Source organism: Brevibacterium sp. FME37, from assembly GCF_014897485.1.
Classification (GTDB): Bacteria; Actinomycetota; Actinomycetes; order Actinomycetales; family Brevibacteriaceae; genus Brevibacterium.
The window spans coordinates 15,563-33,806 of record NZ_JABUYE010000003.1 but is presented as its reverse complement, the minus strand read 5'-3'; the positions used below and the strand labels follow the sequence as shown (position 1 = coordinate 33,806).

13 protein-coding genes are annotated in these 18,244 nt (G+C 61.2%); 9 read left to right on the top strand and 4 right to left on the bottom strand.

Annotation, left to right across the window (positions count from 1 at the left end):
* The first annotated feature begins 17 nt into the window (after nt 1-17).
* Both INT29_RS04275 and INT29_RS04270 read left to right on the top strand, forming a co-directional pair.
* Nucleotides 18-1,118, top strand: coding sequence for a P1 family peptidase (locus tag INT29_RS04275; protein ID WP_193070829.1), 1,101 nt, complete (start codon nt 18-20; stop codon nt 1,116-1,118).
* Nucleotides 1,119-1,163: 45 nt separating this feature from the next.
* A complete protein-coding gene (locus INT29_RS04270; protein ID WP_193070828.1) occupies nt 1,164-2,606 on the top strand; it encodes an APC family permease in 1,443 nt (480 codons plus the stop codon).
* Nucleotides 2,607-2,663: 57 nt separating this feature from the next.
* Here the strand turns inward: INT29_RS04270 and INT29_RS04265 are convergent, their stop codons facing one another.
* Nucleotides 2,664-3,962, bottom strand: a complete 1,299-nt coding sequence (locus INT29_RS04265) for an Nramp family divalent metal transporter (protein ID WP_101570164.1) — start codon at nt 3,960-3,962, stop codon at nt 2,664-2,666.
* Nucleotides 3,963-4,013: 51 nt separating this feature from the next.
* Entirely contained in the window at nt 4,014-4,268 is a 255-nt protein-coding gene (locus tag INT29_RS04260; RefSeq protein WP_193070827.1) for a hypothetical protein, read from the bottom strand.
* A gap of 80 nt (nt 4,269-4,348) precedes the next feature.
* On the opposite strand from INT29_RS04260, the gene INT29_RS04255 reads away from it, so the two are divergent.
* From INT29_RS04255 to INT29_RS04240, 4 genes are all read left to right on the top strand, one after another.
* Nucleotides 4,349-4,984, top strand: coding sequence for a hypothetical protein (locus tag INT29_RS04255; RefSeq protein ID WP_193071086.1), 636 nt, complete (start codon nt 4,349-4,351; stop codon nt 4,982-4,984).
* 74 nt (nt 4,985-5,058) lie between these two features.
* Complete coding sequence (locus tag INT29_RS04250) at nt 5,059-6,666, top strand: PepSY-associated TM helix domain-containing protein (protein WP_193070826.1); 1,608 nt, start codon at nt 5,059-5,061, stop codon at nt 6,664-6,666.
* A gap of 317 nt (nt 6,667-6,983) precedes the next feature.
* Nucleotides 6,984-8,300, top strand: coding sequence for an aspartate aminotransferase family protein (locus tag INT29_RS04245; protein WP_193070825.1), 1,317 nt, complete (start codon nt 6,984-6,986; stop codon nt 8,298-8,300).
* Entirely contained in the window at nt 8,290-9,330 is a 1,041-nt protein-coding gene (locus INT29_RS04240) for a phosphotransferase (protein WP_193070824.1), read from the top strand. The genes INT29_RS04245 and INT29_RS04240 overlap by 11 nt, the downstream gene beginning before the upstream one ends.
* Nucleotides 9,331-9,451: 121 nt before the next feature.
* Here the strand turns inward: INT29_RS04240 and INT29_RS04235 are convergent, their stop codons facing one another.
* Together INT29_RS04235 and INT29_RS04230 are read right to left on the bottom strand one after the other, a co-directional pair.
* Complete coding sequence (locus INT29_RS04235; protein WP_193070823.1) at nt 9,452-11,431, bottom strand: hydantoinase B/oxoprolinase family protein; 1,980 nt, start codon at nt 11,429-11,431, stop codon at nt 9,452-9,454.
* Nucleotides 11,432-11,441: 10 nt separating this feature from the next.
* The gene (locus tag INT29_RS04230) at nt 11,442-13,529 is read right to left on the bottom strand and encodes a hydantoinase/oxoprolinase family protein (RefSeq protein WP_193070822.1); all 2,088 of its coding nucleotides are present in this window, start codon (nt 13,527-13,529) and stop codon (nt 11,442-11,444) included.
* A gap of 187 nt (nt 13,530-13,716) precedes the next feature.
* Here INT29_RS04230 and INT29_RS04225 point away from each other — a divergent pair, with 187 nt between their 5' ends.
* The 3 genes from INT29_RS04225 (at nt 13,717) to INT29_RS04215 (ending at nt 18,170) form a co-directional block, all read left to right on the top strand.
* On the top strand, nt 13,717-14,916 hold the full coding sequence (locus INT29_RS04225; protein ID WP_193070821.1) for a helix-turn-helix domain-containing protein: 1,200 nt from the start codon (nt 13,717-13,719) through the stop codon (nt 14,914-14,916).
* A 58-nt stretch (nt 14,917-14,974) separates the two neighbouring features.
* A complete protein-coding gene (locus tag INT29_RS04220) occupies nt 14,975-17,308 on the top strand; it encodes an MMPL family transporter (RefSeq protein WP_193070820.1) in 2,334 nt (777 codons plus the stop codon).
* Between the two features lie 262 nt (nt 17,309-17,570).
* Entirely contained in the window at nt 17,571-18,170 is a 600-nt protein-coding gene (locus INT29_RS04215; RefSeq protein WP_193070819.1) for a hypothetical protein, read from the top strand.
* Nucleotides 18,171-18,244: the final 74 nt, after the last annotated feature.

Genomic DNA, 18,244 nt, shown 5'->3' with positions numbered 1-18,244 from the left:
ATAACTGGAGGATAATTGTGAGAGCTCGTGATCTCGGCATTGTGGTCGGCACCCATCGGACCGGCACGCTCAATGCAATCACCGATGTGCCCGGGGTCAAGCTCGGTTATGCCACCCTCGGGGGAGCCCCCTCCGATGGGGAGAAGGCGACCGTGAACACCGGAGTGACGACGATCATCCCTCACGAGGACATCTGGACGGAGCCCGTCTTCGCCGGAGCTCATCGGCTCAACGGCAGCGGTGAGATGACCGGACTCGAATGGATCAGGGAGGCCGGAGAATTGACGTCGCCGATCGCCCTGACCAACACTCACAGCGTCGGACTGGTTCGCGATGCGCTGGTCAAGGAGCAGGTGGCACACCGAGGTCCGGGACCGTACTGGTGCCTGCCTGTCGTAGCGGAGACCTATGACGGGTTGCTCAATGACATCAATGGTCATCATGTTCGTGAGGAGCACGTGTTCGACGCACTGCGTACCGCCTCATCCGAGTTGCCGGCGGAAGGCAATATGGGCGGCGGCACCGGGATGATCTGCCACGAATTCAAGGGTGGATCGGGAACGTCGTCCCGCGTCCTCGACACCGCCGCCAGCAGCTACACGGTGGGGGTGTTCGTGCAGGCGAACCACGGCAGGCGAGAGCGACTGAGCGTTGAGGGTGTTCCGGTCGGGCGACGCATCGGCGCCGAAGTGGCCCCAACTCCGGACGCCCCGACCAGTTTCGAACGTGGATCGGGATCGATCGTCGTCATCGTTGCCACCGATGCGCCCCTGCTCCCGCATCAATGCACCCGACTGGCCCAGCGCGCCGCGCTTGGGGTCGGCCGAATGGGCGGGACCGGTGAGCAGTACAGCGGTGACCTGATGCTCGCATTCTCGACTGGAAATCGTGGCATCCCGCCTTATCTGTGGGACGAGAACCCGCAGGTCGAGCGGGCAACGGTCGAGCTGTCGATGATCGCTCCGCAGCTCATGACCAGCTTCTTCGACCTCGTGATCGAAGCGACAGAGGAGGCCATTCTCAACTGCCTCGTGTCCGCTGAAACCGTCACTGGGCCGACCGGAATCACAGCACATGCCATCGACCATGACCTGCTGAAGACAGCCATGGCCAACTGACCGAATGCTGAATCGAATCAACCATTGAGCATCTAGGAGGTTGCCATGGGAAGCACCGATTCGAAGAACACCCATCAACCGGCACAGCTGACGGGTCGACTGGGAACCATGGGCATCGTCTTCATGGTTGTCGCCGCGGCAGCACCACTGACGGTCATCGGTGGCAATATGCCGCTGGGGATCGGACTCGGCAACGGGGCGGGTGCTCCCGTCGGATTCCTCATTGCGGCCTTGATCCTGCTCCTCTTCTCGGTCGGATTCGTCACGATGACCCCTCATGTTCGTGAGGCCGGGGCCTTCTTCTCCTATGTGACGCTCGGACTCGGCAAACGGGCGGGAATGGGCATCGCTGTCGTGGCCCTTGTCGCCTACACGGCAATCCAGGCCGGCATCTACGGGTACATCGGATGGGCGATCGATGACACCGTGCGCTTCTACGGCGGACCGTCCATCCCGTGGCCCCTCTATGCCCTGTTCACCCTGGCGATCGTCGCATTCCTCGGATATCGTCATATCGATCTCAGCGCAAAGGTCCTCGGTGTTGCGCTCGTGGCGGAGATCGGGATCGTCCTCGTCTTGGACTTCGCCATTCTCATCAACCCCGGCCCGGCCGGGATCACGGTCGAGTCGTTTGCCCCAGACACGTTCCTCGACGGCGCCATCGGCGTTGCCATCCTCTTCGCCCTCACCGGTTTCATCGGTTTCGAATCCACGGCTGTCTTCCGCAATGAGGCGCGGTCACCGGAGCGCACTGTTCCTCGTGCCACCTACATCGCCGTGCTCATCATCGGCGGGTTCTATGCCTTCACCTGCTGGGCATTCGTCGTGGCCATCGGCCCTGACACTATCGCCGAGGTGGCGCAGCGGACCCTCGATGGTGAAGCGAACATGCTGCTCGATACAACGAATGATCAGTTGGGCCATGTCGGTCGGGACCTTGTCAACGTTCTGCTTCTCACCAGTCTCTTCGCCTGCGTCCTCTCCTTCCACAACGTGATCGCCCGCTACCAGTTCGTGTTGGCAGGAATGAGGGTCCTGCCCAAACCTCTCGCCAGGGTGCATCCGAAACATCACTCCCCATCGGTGTCCTCCCTTGTTCAGACAGGGACGGCCATCATCCTCGTTGCAATCTTCGCCATCTTCGGTGTGGATCCGCTGGTGGGTGTCTTCGGTTCGATGGCTGGAGTCGCGACCGTTGGGATGACTGTTCTCATGTTGTCGACTTCGATCGCCGTGATCGTCTTCTTTGTCCGCAACCCTGCGGCCCGCGCCGGTCGAAGGTGGCGGACGATTCTCATTCCGATATTTGCCTCCGTGGGGCTTCTGGCCGGCATGGGCCTCGTTCTGTCGAACTTCACTCTTGTCACCGGCGGCAGCGCCCAATTGAGCGCCGGTCTCGCTGCGGTTCCATTCGCCGCACTCATTGTGGGGTGGTTCATCGGAAGGGATCGCCTAGGTGCAGCCGAAGCGCCGTCGAATGTGAGCTGAGTTCCGCCGGGCCGTCGGACTGCCGAGCCGCCGGGCCGGCGGCCGGCCTCGGCCGGCTCAGCTCGGTGAGAACGCTCCGATGAGCTCGTTGACGCCGAGGGCGAGGAACATCGCGGCGATGAGTCCGAGGATGATGTTGAGCACCCAGCCGTTGCGCCACCCCTTCGGCATGTGCCGACCGTTGAGGAGCAGTAAGAGGGTGATGGCGAGGAAGGGCATGAAGAACGATCCGAGCACGCCGTAGGCGATGATGATGCTCACTGGTTTTCCGAGCAGGAGCAGCAGCATCGGTGGGAAGGTGAGCCAGAGGACGTAGAACTTGTAGTACTTTCCGCCCGAGGCGCGATCAGGGTGGTCTTCATCCTTCTTCCGCAGCCGACCCCAGAAGTCGGCGAACATGATCGATACACCGTTCCACACGCCGAGGACGGAGGAGAACGAGGCCGCCCAGAATCCGAGGAGGAAGAGGTTGCCGACGAATCCGCCGTAGCGATCGGTGAGGACGTCGGAGAGCTGGACGAGGCCTTCGTCTCCGGCGTCGATGGCGATGTTCGCCGAGTACAGGAGCTCGGCGCCGATGATGAGCATCGAGACGACGAAAACGCCGGAGAGCACGTAGGCGACAGTGTTGTCGATGCGCATGACGCGCATCCACTTCGGCTGGTACCAGCCCTTCTCCTTGAGCCAGTAGCCGTAGGCGGCGAGCGTGATCGTACCGCCGACCCCGCCGGCGATGCTCAGAGTATTGATGAGGCCGCCCTTGGGAATGAGAGGAACGAGTCCTTTGACTGCTTCCAGGAGATTCGGCGCAGCGAATGCGGCGGAGCCCACCACCGTGACGAACATCAGACCGACGAAGAAGGCGACGAGCTTTTCGAGCGTGTGGTATCTGCCCACCCAGACGAGGGCGGCGCCGACGAGCCCGGAGAAGATCGCGTAGACGATGAAGGGGATCTGCGGGAACACGGTGTAGATCGGCAATGCAGACGCGGACATCGCCGTTGCGCCGTAGACGAACCCCCAGACCAGGATGTAGGGGCCGAAGTAGATCGACGTCCATACGCCGAGTCTGCGCCAGCCTTCGAAGATCGAATGTCCTGTCGCCAGCGACCACCGTCCGGCACCCTCGACGAGGAAGATCTTGATGACCACGCCCGCGATGACCGCCCAGAGCAGGGCATATCCGAATTTGGAACCGGCGACGAGGGTGGCGACCAGGTCGCCTGCGCCGATTCCGGTGGCTGCGACGATGAGGCCAGGCCCCAGGAGCCTCCACTTGGGCGGCGCTTCATCGGTTGTGTTGCCCTCGGCGCTGGGGCCGTCCGGGCGGTCGTTCGGGGTCTGCTCTTCGTCCATGAGAGTCATCCTCGGAGTAGTGATCACGGTCACGATCTCGTGTCCACTACCTTACATGGGGCCGGGGTTGTTGCTCCCAATCGTCGGGTTCGACAGGTCGACGACGCTCTCGGAGGCCCCTGCCAGGAATGCTTCGCCGAGTGTCGTCAGCGAGAGTTTCTTGCGCTTGGCCCCGGTCCGCGGGGCGCTTGTGTCTGCGCTGGCCAGAAGTCCCGAGTCCTGGAGTCTCTTGATGGTCGGCGAGGAGGCTGAGGATGACCGGGGTGAGCATCGACTTCTTGTGATTTCTGCGGGGGTGGTATCCATACAAGTGCTGCACCAATGGTTCACTGCCTGGTCCAGAGGCCCTCAGGGTGAGGCAATCGTGTGAGAATAGTCGTGTGAAGATGGAGGCCCGACAGCGGCGTGCCCTGAGAGGCAGTGCGGCCGCGTCATTCGCGACCTTCGTGGCTCTGACCTCCCACGTCATCGGCGGCGGCTCACTGCCCACCATCATGGGGCTCATCGTTCCGCTGGTGCTCTCGATCCTCGTCTGTGTTCTCCTCGCCGGACGGCGACTCTCGCTGTGGCGACTCTGTGTTTCGGTCTCAGCCAGCCAGGCTCTGTTCCACCTTCTGTTCTCGGTGTTCGCCCCCACCGCCTCGGCGCCGGGGGCGGTCAACGCCATCGAACGGCACGGTATGCACCATGGGGGAGCCGGCGGACTGATGCCGGGTCCGATGGCTGACTCCGTGGCCCCGAGTCAGGCGATGCACTCCCACGCCTCACTGCCGATGCTCCTGGCCCACCTTGTCGCGGCCATGCTCACCATCGCGATGATCTACTGGGCCGAGCAGCTGCCGGCCGCACTGGCCGAGTTCGCCCGCCTGGTCATCCGCGCGCTCGTGCCGGTCCTCGCCGTCATCCGCAGCATTCCCGATGGCCCGCTATCTCAACCTGCCATCGCCGAGGTGGTTCCCCGTACCCTGGGGGTCCTCCGTTCACCGGTCCTTCGGCGCGGACCACCACAACCAGCTTTCTGACACTCATCACCCCCGCATCAGCGAATCGACGCTGGTGTGGGCTTTGCTGACCATTCTTCACAGAAAGCTTCACCATGACCATTCCTTCTTCGCCCCTGCCCGAAGCCTCGGGCGGCAGCCCCAAACCAAGCAGCCCCAAACTCGACAGTGCCGGCAGTCGGCACTCCAGCAGTTCTGAAGGCCGGCATCCCGACAGCCCCAGCGTCCCTGACGTGAGCAGGGCACCAGGGTCCAGGTGGTTCACCCAGCTTCTGCGCCGGCTGCACTTCTATGCCGGCATCTTCGTCGGCCCCTTCATCCTCATCGCCGCACTCAGCGGCGCCCTGTATGCGATCAGCCCTGAGATCGAACAGCTCGTCTACGCCGATGAACTCACCGCCTCGGCGAGCGATCCCGCCCTGCCGTTGGCCGATCAGGTCACGGCCGCGACGGCCTACACCGGGGGAGGGGAGACTATCAGTGCGGTGCGCCCGGCACCGGAGCCCGGGACGACGACCCGGGTGATGTTCGATGACCCGAACCTGGGCGAGAGCGAGTCCCGGGCGATCTTCATCGATCCCGCCACCGCCGAGGTGAAGGGTGACCTGACCGTGTACGGGACCTCGGGATCCCTGCCGTTGAGAACCTGGGTCGATCAGCTGCATCGCAGCCTTCACCTCGGCGACTTCGGGCGGTACTACAGTGAACTCGCCGCGTCCTGGCTGGGCATCATCGCCGTCGCGGGATTGTGTCTGTGGGTGCTCCGTGCTCGTCGGGCGCGGAAGGCATCGTCACTGCTGCGGCCGTCGCGGAAACACAAGGGCCTTCGACGCACCTTCTCCTGGCACGCCTCGGTCGGAGTGTGGGCCGCGATCGGGATGCTGTTCCTGTCCGCAACCGGGATCACCTGGTCGCAATTGGGTGGGGATAACGTAACGAAGCTGCGCGCGGCGCTGGACTGGTCGACGCCTGCGGTTTCCACGGAGCTCGGCGGGGAGTCTGCCGCGGGTACGGGGAACGGAGGCGGAAGGGACAGCCACGCCGAGCACGAAGGCCACGCCGGTGGCTCGGGGCATGAGGGCCATGCCGGGCACACAGGGCAGGCCGATGAGGCCGAGGCTTCCGGGCCCGATCCGGCGGACTTCGACATGATGCTGGCGATGGCGCAGGACGTCAACGTCAACACCGGACTCGTCGAGATCTTGCCGCCCGCCGATGAGGACTCGGCGTGGGTGGTCCAAGAGATCCAACGCAGCTTTCCTACCGAGATCGACGCTGTGGCAATCGACGCCGAGACCATGGAGATCACCGACCGTGTCGACTTCTCCGACTATGGGCTGGTCTCGAAACTTGCCCGGTGGGGCATCGACCTGCACATGGGGTCCATGTTCGGCCTGGCCAACCAGATCGTGCTCGTTGTGCTCGCAGTTGGGATCGCTTCGATGGTCGTATGGGGTTACGTGATGTGGTGGCAGCGGCGACCGAAGCATGATCCGACCAGGAGGTTCGGACGGGCACCGGTTCGAGGTGCGCTGGCGGCGGCTCCCTGGTGGGCGTTTGTTGCAGTGGCGGTCGCGGCCGTGGGAATCGGGTGGTTCCTGCCGATGGTGGGGATCAGCCTGATCGGGTTCCTCGTTGTTGATGGGCTGCTGGCGCTGCGGTCGAAGAAGCGACGCCTGCGCTCGATTGGACGAGTGGAGTAGTGAAAGGCAGTGGGTTCGTCAGGTGGCCTGACGAACCCACTGCCTTCCGAAGCGCAAAACGTTGACCGAGTGGCATTCTCTTTCGCCGCAACGGCGGCCCTCCGCGTCTGGAGATTGCGCAGCACCGCAGTAACCAGGGGATCGGCGTGGGCAATCGCGTTGCCAATGAGGTAGCTCGGTAGATGGGAGCAGCACCCTCTTCCTTCCGCGATCTGGGAAACACTTCTGCCTCGGCCCGAGCCCATTTAGAGTGGAGCTGGCGGAGGTTAGGGCGAGAGCCAGAGTGGTTTCCGCGAATTCGACGATGAAGAGGTGCCATGGCAGATCAGACTTTGGCTCAGGCGCGGGGATGCGTTCTGGGCGGGACCTATCGGACCTTCTATTCGACTCCACTCATCGTCGAGTCCGCCTCGGGGTGCATCATCACCGATGTCAATGGAAACAACTACCTCGACGCCTACAACAATGTTCCTGTTCTCGGACATTCTGCGCCCCAGGTGAGACTCGCAGTCGAGGCACAGCTGGGACGAGCAAATGTCCACACGCGCTACGTGGACAAGGGGATCGTCGACTATGCGCAACGCCTCGTCGCGACATTCCCGGACTCTCTCGAATCGGTCGTCTTCGCCTGCAGCGGCTCCGAGGCAAATGACCTCGCGCTGCGTCTGGCAGCACATGCGACGGGTCGTGATGGAGTGATCGTCACCCGCCATGCCTATCACGGTACGACCGCGGCGGTGGCGACAGTTTCGCCGAGTCTGGCGGGTTCGGCCACAGGTGACCATGTTGAAGGTGTGGAGCTTCCTGCCTGGGATGCCCCTGATTTCGACGAGTTACTCGCAGCCACAATCCGGGACGCGGCGGGTCATTTGGCTGGCCGTGGGCATCCGTTCGGAGCCTTCATTCTGGATTCGGCTGTGACCAGTGATGGAATCCTCGAGCCCAGATCTCTCGAGCAGACGGTGAGAACCGTACATGAACTCGGCGGTTTCTACATTGCCGACGAAGTGCAGTCCGGATTCGGGCGGACGGGCGCGAACTGGGGGTTTGAACGTCTCGACGTCGTCCCTGACCTCGTCGCCCTGGGCAAGCCGATGGGAAATGGGATCCCTGTATCTGCTGTGCTCGGATCACACGAAATCTTCGACAGCTTTGGTGCCGAGCAGCGCTATTTCAATACGTTTGCGGGGACCGCGGTTCCGATCGCCGCCGCTGAAGTGGTCCTCGCCGAACTCGAATCCGGGGCTCTGACTACGAGAGCGAATGAGGGTGGCGCGGTGCTTAAAGATTGCCTTGTCGACGCGATAGCCCGCTCGTCGGTACCAGCGACGGTTCGCCAGAATGGACTCATGGTCGGAGTCGACTTCGAACTCAGGCCCGTGACTGAGCCGAACGCAGTCTCGACAGCTGCAGCGGCACGTCGAGCACAGGCCATGGTTGAATTGCTCTATGCAGAAAGAGTTCTCGTGAGCTCCACGGGAAGCGCCGGAACCATTCTCAAGATTCGTCCTCCGCTGGTCATCACCGACGATCAGCTGAAGGAATTGGCGCTCGCCTTCGGCCGGGCACTGTCCCGGCTCGAAGATTTGGAGAATTCGAAATCGTCCGCTGCAGATAGCCGTGATGGTGAGTGAGGCGGGCGAGTTGGGGCGTCCCGCAGGAGGTGCCGACATCGCCGAAGTGTTCGCTGCGGTCGAACGCAACTATGGATTCCGTGTGCGCAATCCGAAACTGTACAAGGGCGAGTACGACAGCAACATCCGCTTTGACGATCCGGAACACGGACTATTGCTGGCAAAGGTGAGTGCTCCCGACCTCGGCGCCGAGGCGGTCCGATGGCAGGAGACCGTGCTCGATGCTGCGACCAGAAGCAGTGAGGTGAACTTTCGAACGCCAACCGTGATGCTGACGTCGGACGGCCGGAAACATGTGCGAACTGACCGGTTCCTCGTCCGTGTGGTCACCTGGATCTCCGGGAATCTGATGAACGAGAGAGATACCTCGGGAGACATCGACCTCTCTCTTCTTCGCTCGCTCGGCGAAGCCTCAGCGCGGCTGACCCGAGCTCTCTCAACGGTGCGAATGCCGCCGCAGATTGCTCAGCACGAGTGGATGCTCCACCGGGGCCCCCAAGAAGTCAGGCACTCATTGGCCGCACTCGAAGACTCTCAGAAATCGCAGCCGGGAGTTGCAGCCGAGTCGCAGATTCGCACCATTCGGGCAATCGCAGATCGATTCGAGCAAGAAATCTTACCTCGATTAGATGACCTGCCCTGGGCCGTCGTCCATCACGACCTTCACGATGCCAATGTCGTACTCGACAGGACTGGCACCGAGGTGGCCGGGGTCATCGACTTCAACGATGCAGTTCATGCTCCACGGATTTCAGATCTAGCAGTCTCTGCAGCGTATGCAATGCTGCGACAAAACGATCCGGAGCGAGCGTTTGGTGCTGTCATTGACGGATACCGTTCGATCATCGAGCCGACGGCTCCTGAGCTTGAACTCGTCGGTGAACTATCTCTGATGCGCTTATGCATGAACTGGGCGCATTGGCAGTCGCGAGCGCTCGAATCCGCGGACAACGAGTATGCGCTGAACCGATCCAAGTTCACCTGGCCGCTCATCGAACATCTCGCCGAGAAAGGTGCTCCGGCCGTGTGAGTCGGGACGAAGATCAGCATGCAGAATTTGTGTCCACAGAATGAACCGATAGGACGCCAAATAGGCGTCCCGCGACACCATGCAGTGTCGCGGGACGCGATGTGATTCTGTGGTTCGTGACTCAGCCCCAGTACGAAGCTGAACGAGACCGCATGCTCTCCCGGAACTGACCTGTCGACTTCGGCAGCAATTCACCGGTACCCCAGTCAAGAACGACTCCGTACTTCCGGACGACGTCATGGACCGTGATTTCACTGTCGCGATAACGACGGGCCACCTCGGCGGGATCGGAATCGATCCACGATGCACGTTCGGAACGAATCTGTGCACGCATTTTCGTCGAAGCTGTCTCATCGATCTCGTATTCGTCGAGTTCGGCATCGATCTCTTCGATGACGACGCCGTAGTCCTTCGCGGCGCGATCAATGGAGACGTAGCCGTCGATGACGTCCTCGAGTACCTCGGCGCTCGGGCGCTCGAGCGGATCGCCGAAGCCGCCACCACCAGCGCTGGGCCTCTCGAACGTATCGCCAGGGGAGATGGAGACGTTTGAGAACGTGGCGCCCAGATACTTAGAATCCTCAGACGACGGGTTCAGCCAGACGCCGTGCGGGATAGAAGGGAGTCCGCCGTTGATGCCCCAGGTCGTGGAACGTCCGCGGTCACAGCAATAGCTCATCACGGCACCAGCAGCGTCGGTGAGGATGCCGCCCTTGTTGACGCCGCAGCCTCCACGGAATCTGCCCGGCCCACCCGAATCGGTGTTGATCGAGTGCTGTGTGGTGATCACAGGAGTGAGCCGTTCCTGTCCCTCGACTGGCTGCACAGCGAGACCCGTGCCGAAGACCGGTGAGGTTGCGGACGATCCGTCCTTCGTCGACCGGCCGCCCCAGCCGCCTGCCATCCAGTCGTACCACATGAAGTACGGGTTCGACTTCACTCGGCTGTCATGGCCACCGACGAGCAGATACTCGAGATTGAAGGCACAGGCCATGGCTCGTTCCGGCATGATGTGCGACCAGAGTTCGAAGATCGCGTTCATGACTTTTTCATACGGCCCCGAACAGAACCCGGTCACTGCGTGTGGCCAGCCGGCGTTGACCACGGTGCCTTCCTCGCCGATGTCTGCCGTCACCGCCTCATAGAAGCCAGAGTTGAGGGGTACCTCGGGGAAGAAGGTCTTCGTGCCGGCATAGATCGCGGAGTACGTAGTGCCGTAGCCAGAATTGAGGAAGGTGGAGACGGCCTCAGCAGAACCGGTGAGATCGTAATGGATACCCTTGCCATCCAGTGTGAGCTTGACCCTGATTGGAGCCAGCCCCTCTCCCTTAGCCGGATCTCCGTCCAAGTAATCCACGGTCTCCCACTCACCCTGCGGGAGGTCGCCCAGACTGGCAACGACTGTCCGGCACACGTAGTCCTGCGTCTCCTGCATCGCGTCGAGCACGGTATTCTTCGAATATTTGTCGACGAGCCGGAGGACCTCGCGCTCGCACACTGCGGTCGCCTCGGCCTGGGCGTTGAGATCGCCGAGCGCCTGATCGGGAGCGCGTGTGTTCGACACGAGCAGCTGCGCCACGTCGTGGAGGAACCGCCCCTTGTGCCACACTCGCAACGGTGTGATTCGCAGACCTTCGCCGAAGTGCTCACTGGCGGAGACATCGAACGAACCGGGAACGGATCCACCGATGTCTGCCCAATGCCCCTTGTTCTGCGCATAGCCGATGATCTCGTCCTCGGAGAAGATTGGCCGAATGAAGCTGACATCATTGAAGTGCGTGCCGCCGCGATAGGGATCGTTGATGAGGAAGACGTCACCGGGATTGATGTCATTGCCGAACTCTTCCAATACCGCTTTGCATTGGAAATGAAGTGTCCCGACGTGGACCGCGATGTCCGCACTGCCCTGCATCACAGTGTTGCCGTATTTGTCACAGAGTGCGGAGGAGAAGTCACGAGAGTAGATGACGAAGGAGTAGCAGGTACGCAGGATCTGTTCGCTCATGAGGTCAACGCTGGTGGCGAAAGCATTCTTGAGCACTTCGAACGTTACTGGGTCGAGTGTGGACGGTTGGTTGCTTGCAGTGGAGATCGTAGTCATTGTTCTCTCCTCACTTCTCAGTCGGGGTGGAGTCGTTCGAGTTTGATGCCATCGCCGGCTCTGCCGATTCTGTGGCCAGAGTGATGCGAATATTGAACCATTCGTCGATGACGGCGGAGGAATCTGGCGGGATGACTGTCGTCGCGTCGATCTGGTTGAGGATCGCTGGACCGATGAACGCTGCCCCGGAAGGCAGATTCTCCCGTTGGTAGACGGGCGTGGAGTGCCATTTCCCTTCGAAGTACACGTCACGAACCTCGATTGATTCTCCGGGCTCTTTGATGTTGTCAGGCGATGGTTTGAAGCTCGGTTTCGGAGTCTTGCCCAGAGCTTTGAGATGAAGCTGGTAGATCTCGACGGGTGTTTCGTCCTGCCGGAATGCGTACTGCTTCTCGTGTTCCTCATGGAAGAGCTGCACTGCTTCACGCAGGGCACTGGGCCCGTCGCCCATCTTGACCTGCAGGGAACGCCATTGGCCTTGGTAGCGCATGGAGATTCCGCGTTCGAAGACGCCGTCGGATTCGGCGACCTTCTCATGGCGAAGTCGCTCCCGTCCTTCGCGCTCGAGTTCTTTGAAGTGCTGTTCGACGGTCTCTGCGTCGACCGCGTCTGCAGAACCGGTGAACATTTGTGAGAGATCATGTTGAATGTCGACGAGGAGGCATCCCAGCGCCGAGGTGACGCCTGGGCTTGGAGGGACGACGACCGTTGGAATGTTCAATTCCTTCGCCACGTCCGCACCATGCAGTGCTCCGGCCCCGCCGAACGCGATGAGCGCGAAATCGCGGGGATCAAGACCGCGGCGGATGGAGACCAGACGGACAGCGTCGGCCATATTTGCGTTGGCGACCTTGATGATCGAATCGGCCGCAGCGTCGATGTCGAGGTGGAGGGGATCTGCGATCTTCGACTCGATCGCTTCCTTCGAGCTTGCTCGGTCCAATGTCATCTCGCCATCGGCAAGGTCAGTGCCCAAGCGTCCCATCCATAGGTTCGCGTCGGTGTTCGTCGGCTCGGCACCGCCTCGGCGATAGCAGGCTGGTCCGGGGGCGGCTCCGGCCGACTGCGGTCCGTTGCGCAAGGATCCCGCAATGTCGATGTGAGCCAGGGATCCGCCTCCGGCGCCGATGGTGAGGACCTCGATGCTGGGGAAGACGATCGGATGACCGTATTCGACCTCCCAGTCATTGGTCACTCGCAGTTCCCCGTCGGCGACGAGCGAGATATCGGTCGAGGTTCCGCCCATGTCGAGTCCGACAGCATTGTCGTAGCCGCACTGTTCGGCCACGTGTTGGGCGGCGATGGCTCCGGCTGCGATGCCGGAGGCGGCCAGCCTGACCGGGAACCGCTTGACCATGGCGGAAGTCATCGATCCGCCACCTGAGTGGAGCAGGAGAAGCTCGCCGGCATAGCCGTCGTCGGTGAGGCTCTCATCGAGTGCTTCGACATACCCTGAAACCAGCGGGCCGAGAACGGCGTTGGCGACTGTGGTGTTGAACCGGCTGTGTTCGAAGATCTCGGGCAGGATCTCCGCTGAGGTGGAAATGCTGGCTCCGGGAAGTTCCTCGGTGAGAATCTCGCGCATCCTGGCTTCGTGGACAACATTGGCGTAGGAGTTGATGAAGCAGATGGCTACAGTGCCGACGCCTCGCTTCTTCAGCAGACGGCCCAGCTTACGTGCCTCATCCTCATCCAGAGCGGTGACGACATTGCCGGCGAAGTCGATGCGTTCGGTGACTTCGAACCGATCGCGGCGTCGGATATAGGGGCCGGATACATCGGAGTAGGCATCCCAGAGATCGTCTTTCGTTCCGTCGCGGATTTCGATGACGTCGCGAAAGCCTTTCGTGGTCACCATCGCCGATTTGGGAAATTTACGAGTGATGAGGGCGTTGGTGGCAACGGTGGTCCCATGTGAGAACAACTCCACGTCGCTGAGGTCGACGTTCGCTCTCTTGACCCCGTTGAGGACTGCGTCCATCGGATTGTCCGGGGTGGATGGAACTTTCGTCACCCGCATGGACTGGGTGGATTCGTCGAAAATGCAGATATCGGTGAAGGTGCCGCCGACGTCGACGGCGACTCGCAGATTGGCCACGTGATCTCCTTTGATTGTGATCTGAAGTACATACTCGGTTGGTCGCAGGCGCTGGGTCAATGGAGCAAGTCAAGAAGATCTGCGTTAGGTTTGTACAAATTCCAAAACAGTTGCAGCGGTGCTGGTGATCTCCTCAATAGGTTGGCTGCCAGCGTCAATGTGAAGTTGCTGAACACAAGGAGGCGTGATGGGGCTGTCGCGCGAATGGGTATTCGAGAACCTTCTCTCCGCACTGAGCTCAGCCGACCCATTGGGGTCCATGCTCATCCGAGCTGCGCAGATCTGCCGCGGATCCGGACTCGTCGTCAACGAGCTGGGTGAGGTCACTCGATCCGTTGGGTCAGCGCCAAGCCACCTCATTGCCAACTGGGTGCGTGGAGCCGAGGCGGCACACGATGATCGAACACATGGTATTGCGGAGACGACTATTGGCCGATGGGCCGCGAGATCGAAGACCGTGCGCATTCGGCAACGCGACTACGTATTCGTCCTTGCAGTTCTCGGAGAGCCAGAGGATGGCGACATCGCGCATCTTGACGTAGTTCCTCTGCCCAAGGGGAGCCCTCGCAATGATGACGGCACCGATGAACTGGGGCTCATTCTCGATACGAGCGCCAAGCTACTACGGGCATTCGAAGGTTTTGAGACGTTTTCCATGAGCACGCGACGCGAAGAGTCTGCACGACTTGTCCGTGACCTGGAAGCGGGGGTTTCTCCCGGCCGTGAGCCAGGAGTGTGGCGCGTCCTGGAGAACTTCGGGTTCGACTCGTACGAGCCCGTGCGTATCATTCGCGCGAGAATTTCGGCGGGCTCTCGTGGATCCAAACATGGGAAGAAGCCTGAACGCGGAATCGTCATCAGCGATTCTGGGCAGATGTCCGCGGTGATAGAGCGGACAGCCCTATGTGTCTCCGAGTTCGACATTGCCGAGCATTTTGCGGGTGCTGACGTGATCGGCTCTGGCGTCTCCGAACCGTTTACTGCATTGAGCCAGGTGCCGGAGATGTTGAGGGCGGCTGATGTTGCATTAGCGGCAGCCGACTCTGGACGTGTGGTCCTTGTTGATGAGATGCGTCCGAACGAATGGGCCGCGGCCAGAATGAGTTCGCGGTTTGACCAGCAGGTGGTGAGGCGGTTCATTCAGAGAGTCTCGACGGGCCCGAACGCTTGGGAGACGCTGACCGCGTATGTCGACTGTCAAGCAAATGTGGCTGAGGTGGCGAGTCGACTGCAGATCCATCCGAACACCGTTCGCTACCGACTGGGGCTGCTTGAACATGAGCTTGGCGGTCGTCTCACTGACCCACACGTCGCAGCAGACCTTGTGATTGCGCTGGAATGCGAGAAGCTCGGAGCGAGCGAAGCGAACCGCCGTTCGCATCGCTGATCAGGGAGACTGCTTACAGACGATGCCGTGGCACCGACTACCGGCGTACTCTGGGAACATGCCCCGCCACCTGCTCACCAGCACCCCTCCGGAGCCGACCAAGCCCGATTCCTCAGTCCCCGACGAGTCCACTGGGTCACCCAAGCCGCGCAACCCGACGATCCCCGCCCGCCGCTCCCTCATCGCACTCTTTGCCGTCCTCATGGTCGCGTGGGTAGGTATCGCGGGAGTCGGCGGCCCCTACTTCGGCAAGATCTCCGAGGTGGCCACGAATGATCGGTCGAGCTTCCTCCCCGAGTCGGCCGAGTCCACCAAGGCCCAAGGGCTCATCGACGAGTTCAGCGACCTGGACTATGTTCCGGCCATCGTCGTGCTCGAGAACAAGGACGGGGTGAGCAAGGACAGCACGGCTGACCTCAAAGACCTGGCCAAAGCGCTTGACGATAAGGGCTTGCTGGCCGCAGACGCCTCACCCGTCATCCCCTCCGAGGACGGCGACGCTCTCGAACTCATCCTCCCGGTGGCCACAGGCACCACCGCCGACGACGTGGAACAGATCCGCTCCATCATCGCGAAGACCTTCCCAACCGCCGCCGACAGTGCAACCTCCGATGGCAGTGGCAACTCCACTACCTCGACAAATGTGTACGTCACCGGACCGGGCGGATTCTCCGCGGACCTCACCTCGGCGTTCGCCGGGATTGACGGGATACTCCTGCTCGTCGCGCTCATCGCGGTCTTCGTCATCCTCCTCATCGTCTACCGCTCGCCCCTGCTGCCCGTCATCGTCCTCTTCACCTCGGTGGCAGCACTCTCGGCCTCGATCTTCGTCGTCTGGCACCTTGCCGATGCAGGGATCCTCCTCATCAACGGCCAGGTCCAGGGCATTCTGTTCATCCTCGTCGTGGGTGCGACGACGGACTACTCCCTGCTCGTCGTCGCCCGCTTCCGAGATGCTCTGCTGATCGAACGCGACCGAGTCAGAGCGGGATTGGCTGCGTTCAAGGGGGTGCTCGAGCCGATCGCGGCCTCGGGCGGCACGGTCATCGCCAGCCTCCTCGTCCTGCTCCTGACCGACCTCGCCTCGACCCGCGCGCTGGGCCCGGTCGCCGCGATCGGCATCGTCATGGCCATGCTCGCGGCACTGACCTTCCTGCCCGCAGCGCTGATGGTCATCGGCCGGGGCGTGTTCTGGCCCTTCCGCCCGCAGGTGCGCATATCCACGAGTGCACCGGCGAAGAAGGGATTGTGGAATCGTATCGCCGAGGTGGTCGCTAAGCGTCCGCGCGTTATCTGGATTGGTCTCATCGTCCTTCTCGCACTCCCGCTGATCGCGTTCCCCCAGTTCAAGGCCTCGGGCATCGCACAAAGTGACTTCGTCCTCGGCGAATCCGAGGCCCGCGACGGCCAAGCGGTTCTGTCCGAGCATTTCCCCGGCGGCTCCGGTTCGCCCACGCAGATCGTCGTGGCGAAAGACCAGCTTGAGGATGTGGCGAAGATGGTCGGCAACCTCGGCGGAGTCGAATCGATGACTGTCGTGGCCAACGATTCCCCAAGTGGAACCGTCGCCATCGACAAGGACGGACAGCTTCAAGCTCCTCAGGGCCAGGCGCCCAAGGGTCAGGCGCCTCAGGGTCAGGACGGGCCCGACGCACAGTCGACGCCACCGGCAACACCGCCGACACCCACGAAGGTCGACGGGCAGGTCCTCCTCGAGGCGACACTCTCCGACGCTGCCGACTCCCTCGCGGCTGAGGGTATGGTCACGTCCATCCGCGACGCCGTCCATGATGCCGACCCCGATGCCCTGGTCGGCGGGGAGACTGCGGTTGACCTCGACACGAACACCACCGCCGAGGCGGACCGGACCTTGGCGATTCCGCTCATCCTCGTAGTTATCACCATTGTTCTGATCCTGCTGCTGCGCTCGCTGGTCGCGCCGTTGTTGCTCGTGGCACTGACGGTGCTGTCCTTCGGCACGGCGTTGGGAGTCTCTGCCCTGGTGTTCAACCACCTCATCGGCTTCCCCGGTGCGGACCCGTCGGTGCCGCTCTACGCGTTCGTCTTCCTCGTTGCGTTGGGCATCGATTACAACATCTTCCTTATGTCCCGCGTGCGGGAAGAGTCGCTGCATGTGGGCACCCGCAAGGGTGTGCTGTCCGGTCTCGTGGCTACGGGTGGAGTCATCACCTCGGCAGGTATCGTGCTCGCGACGACCTTCGCCGCGCTCGCCGTCATCCCGGTGATGTTCTTGTTCCAGCTAGCGTTCATCGTCACCTACGGCGTCCTCCTCGATGCGATCCTGGTGCGCTCCCTCGTCGTTCCGGCCCTCGTCCACGACATCGGCCGCAGCGTCTGGTGGCCGTGGCAGAAGCGGATTCCGCTGGACTGAGGAAACCACATCTTGTATAGAGGATTCCTCAATTTTGGGGTAGAGGCAAGTGACATTGGCGTCTAAAAATTCTCGACGCATACACTTATTTACGACGAAGCGTTAAGTTTTACGATGATGCGTCATTAATTCCGTCCGCAGGTTGGGACTCATGAAATATAATCCGATCCGGCCTTCTTGGGAGAGCGCGCAGTCGTGGGGTGAAGTATTGCTGGTAGAATAAGCCAGTATTCTACTCTGCGAAAAATCTCTAGGAATCCTCATGACGATTTACAAGACTACTAAAGTCAAGATGTCCTCCTCGTCTGAGCTTTACGACTGCGATATTGCTTTTCTCCCGTCCGGTCGGATCGGATGGGTCGGCGCCGCACTCCAGTTAGCCGAAGGCAGCGAGCCCATCGTCTACCCTGGCGCCGGCCCAGGTGTCCAGGTTGACTCCTATAGCTTGTCAGTCGACAGCCTCGAAGCACCGCAAGAAGTCGTGCTTCTAATCAAAGGTGAAGGAGTGGCCAGTGGGATTACGCGGCAAATCGGCCTGGATTTCTCTGACCCTGAAGTGCGGCAAATAGCCAATAGGGTGGGTTTGTTTTCTAGCCGAATCGAAGCATATTGGGTAGGTGCATCTGAGGTAGGGCAGAATAATTCAGTGAACTCAAAATATTACGTACTAGATGACGGCTATTTGTATATTCAAAGCGCAGAAGGGGTCCTTCGCATTCTCGAACCCGGAAAGATTGCAGGGGACTCGAGTTCAAGGTGGCCTAAAGATGCTGCTCAGTATGAAGGCATGGAGCTTCTTTCTTACGCAAAAGAAAGAGATCATCCGGAATGGCCGATTTTAGTATTTAGTGAAATAGATTGAAGGCCCACGCCTGGATGATATCTTGCGGGCCCTCATCGGTTTCAACGACCCACGTTGCTTGCACGGAAACGTAT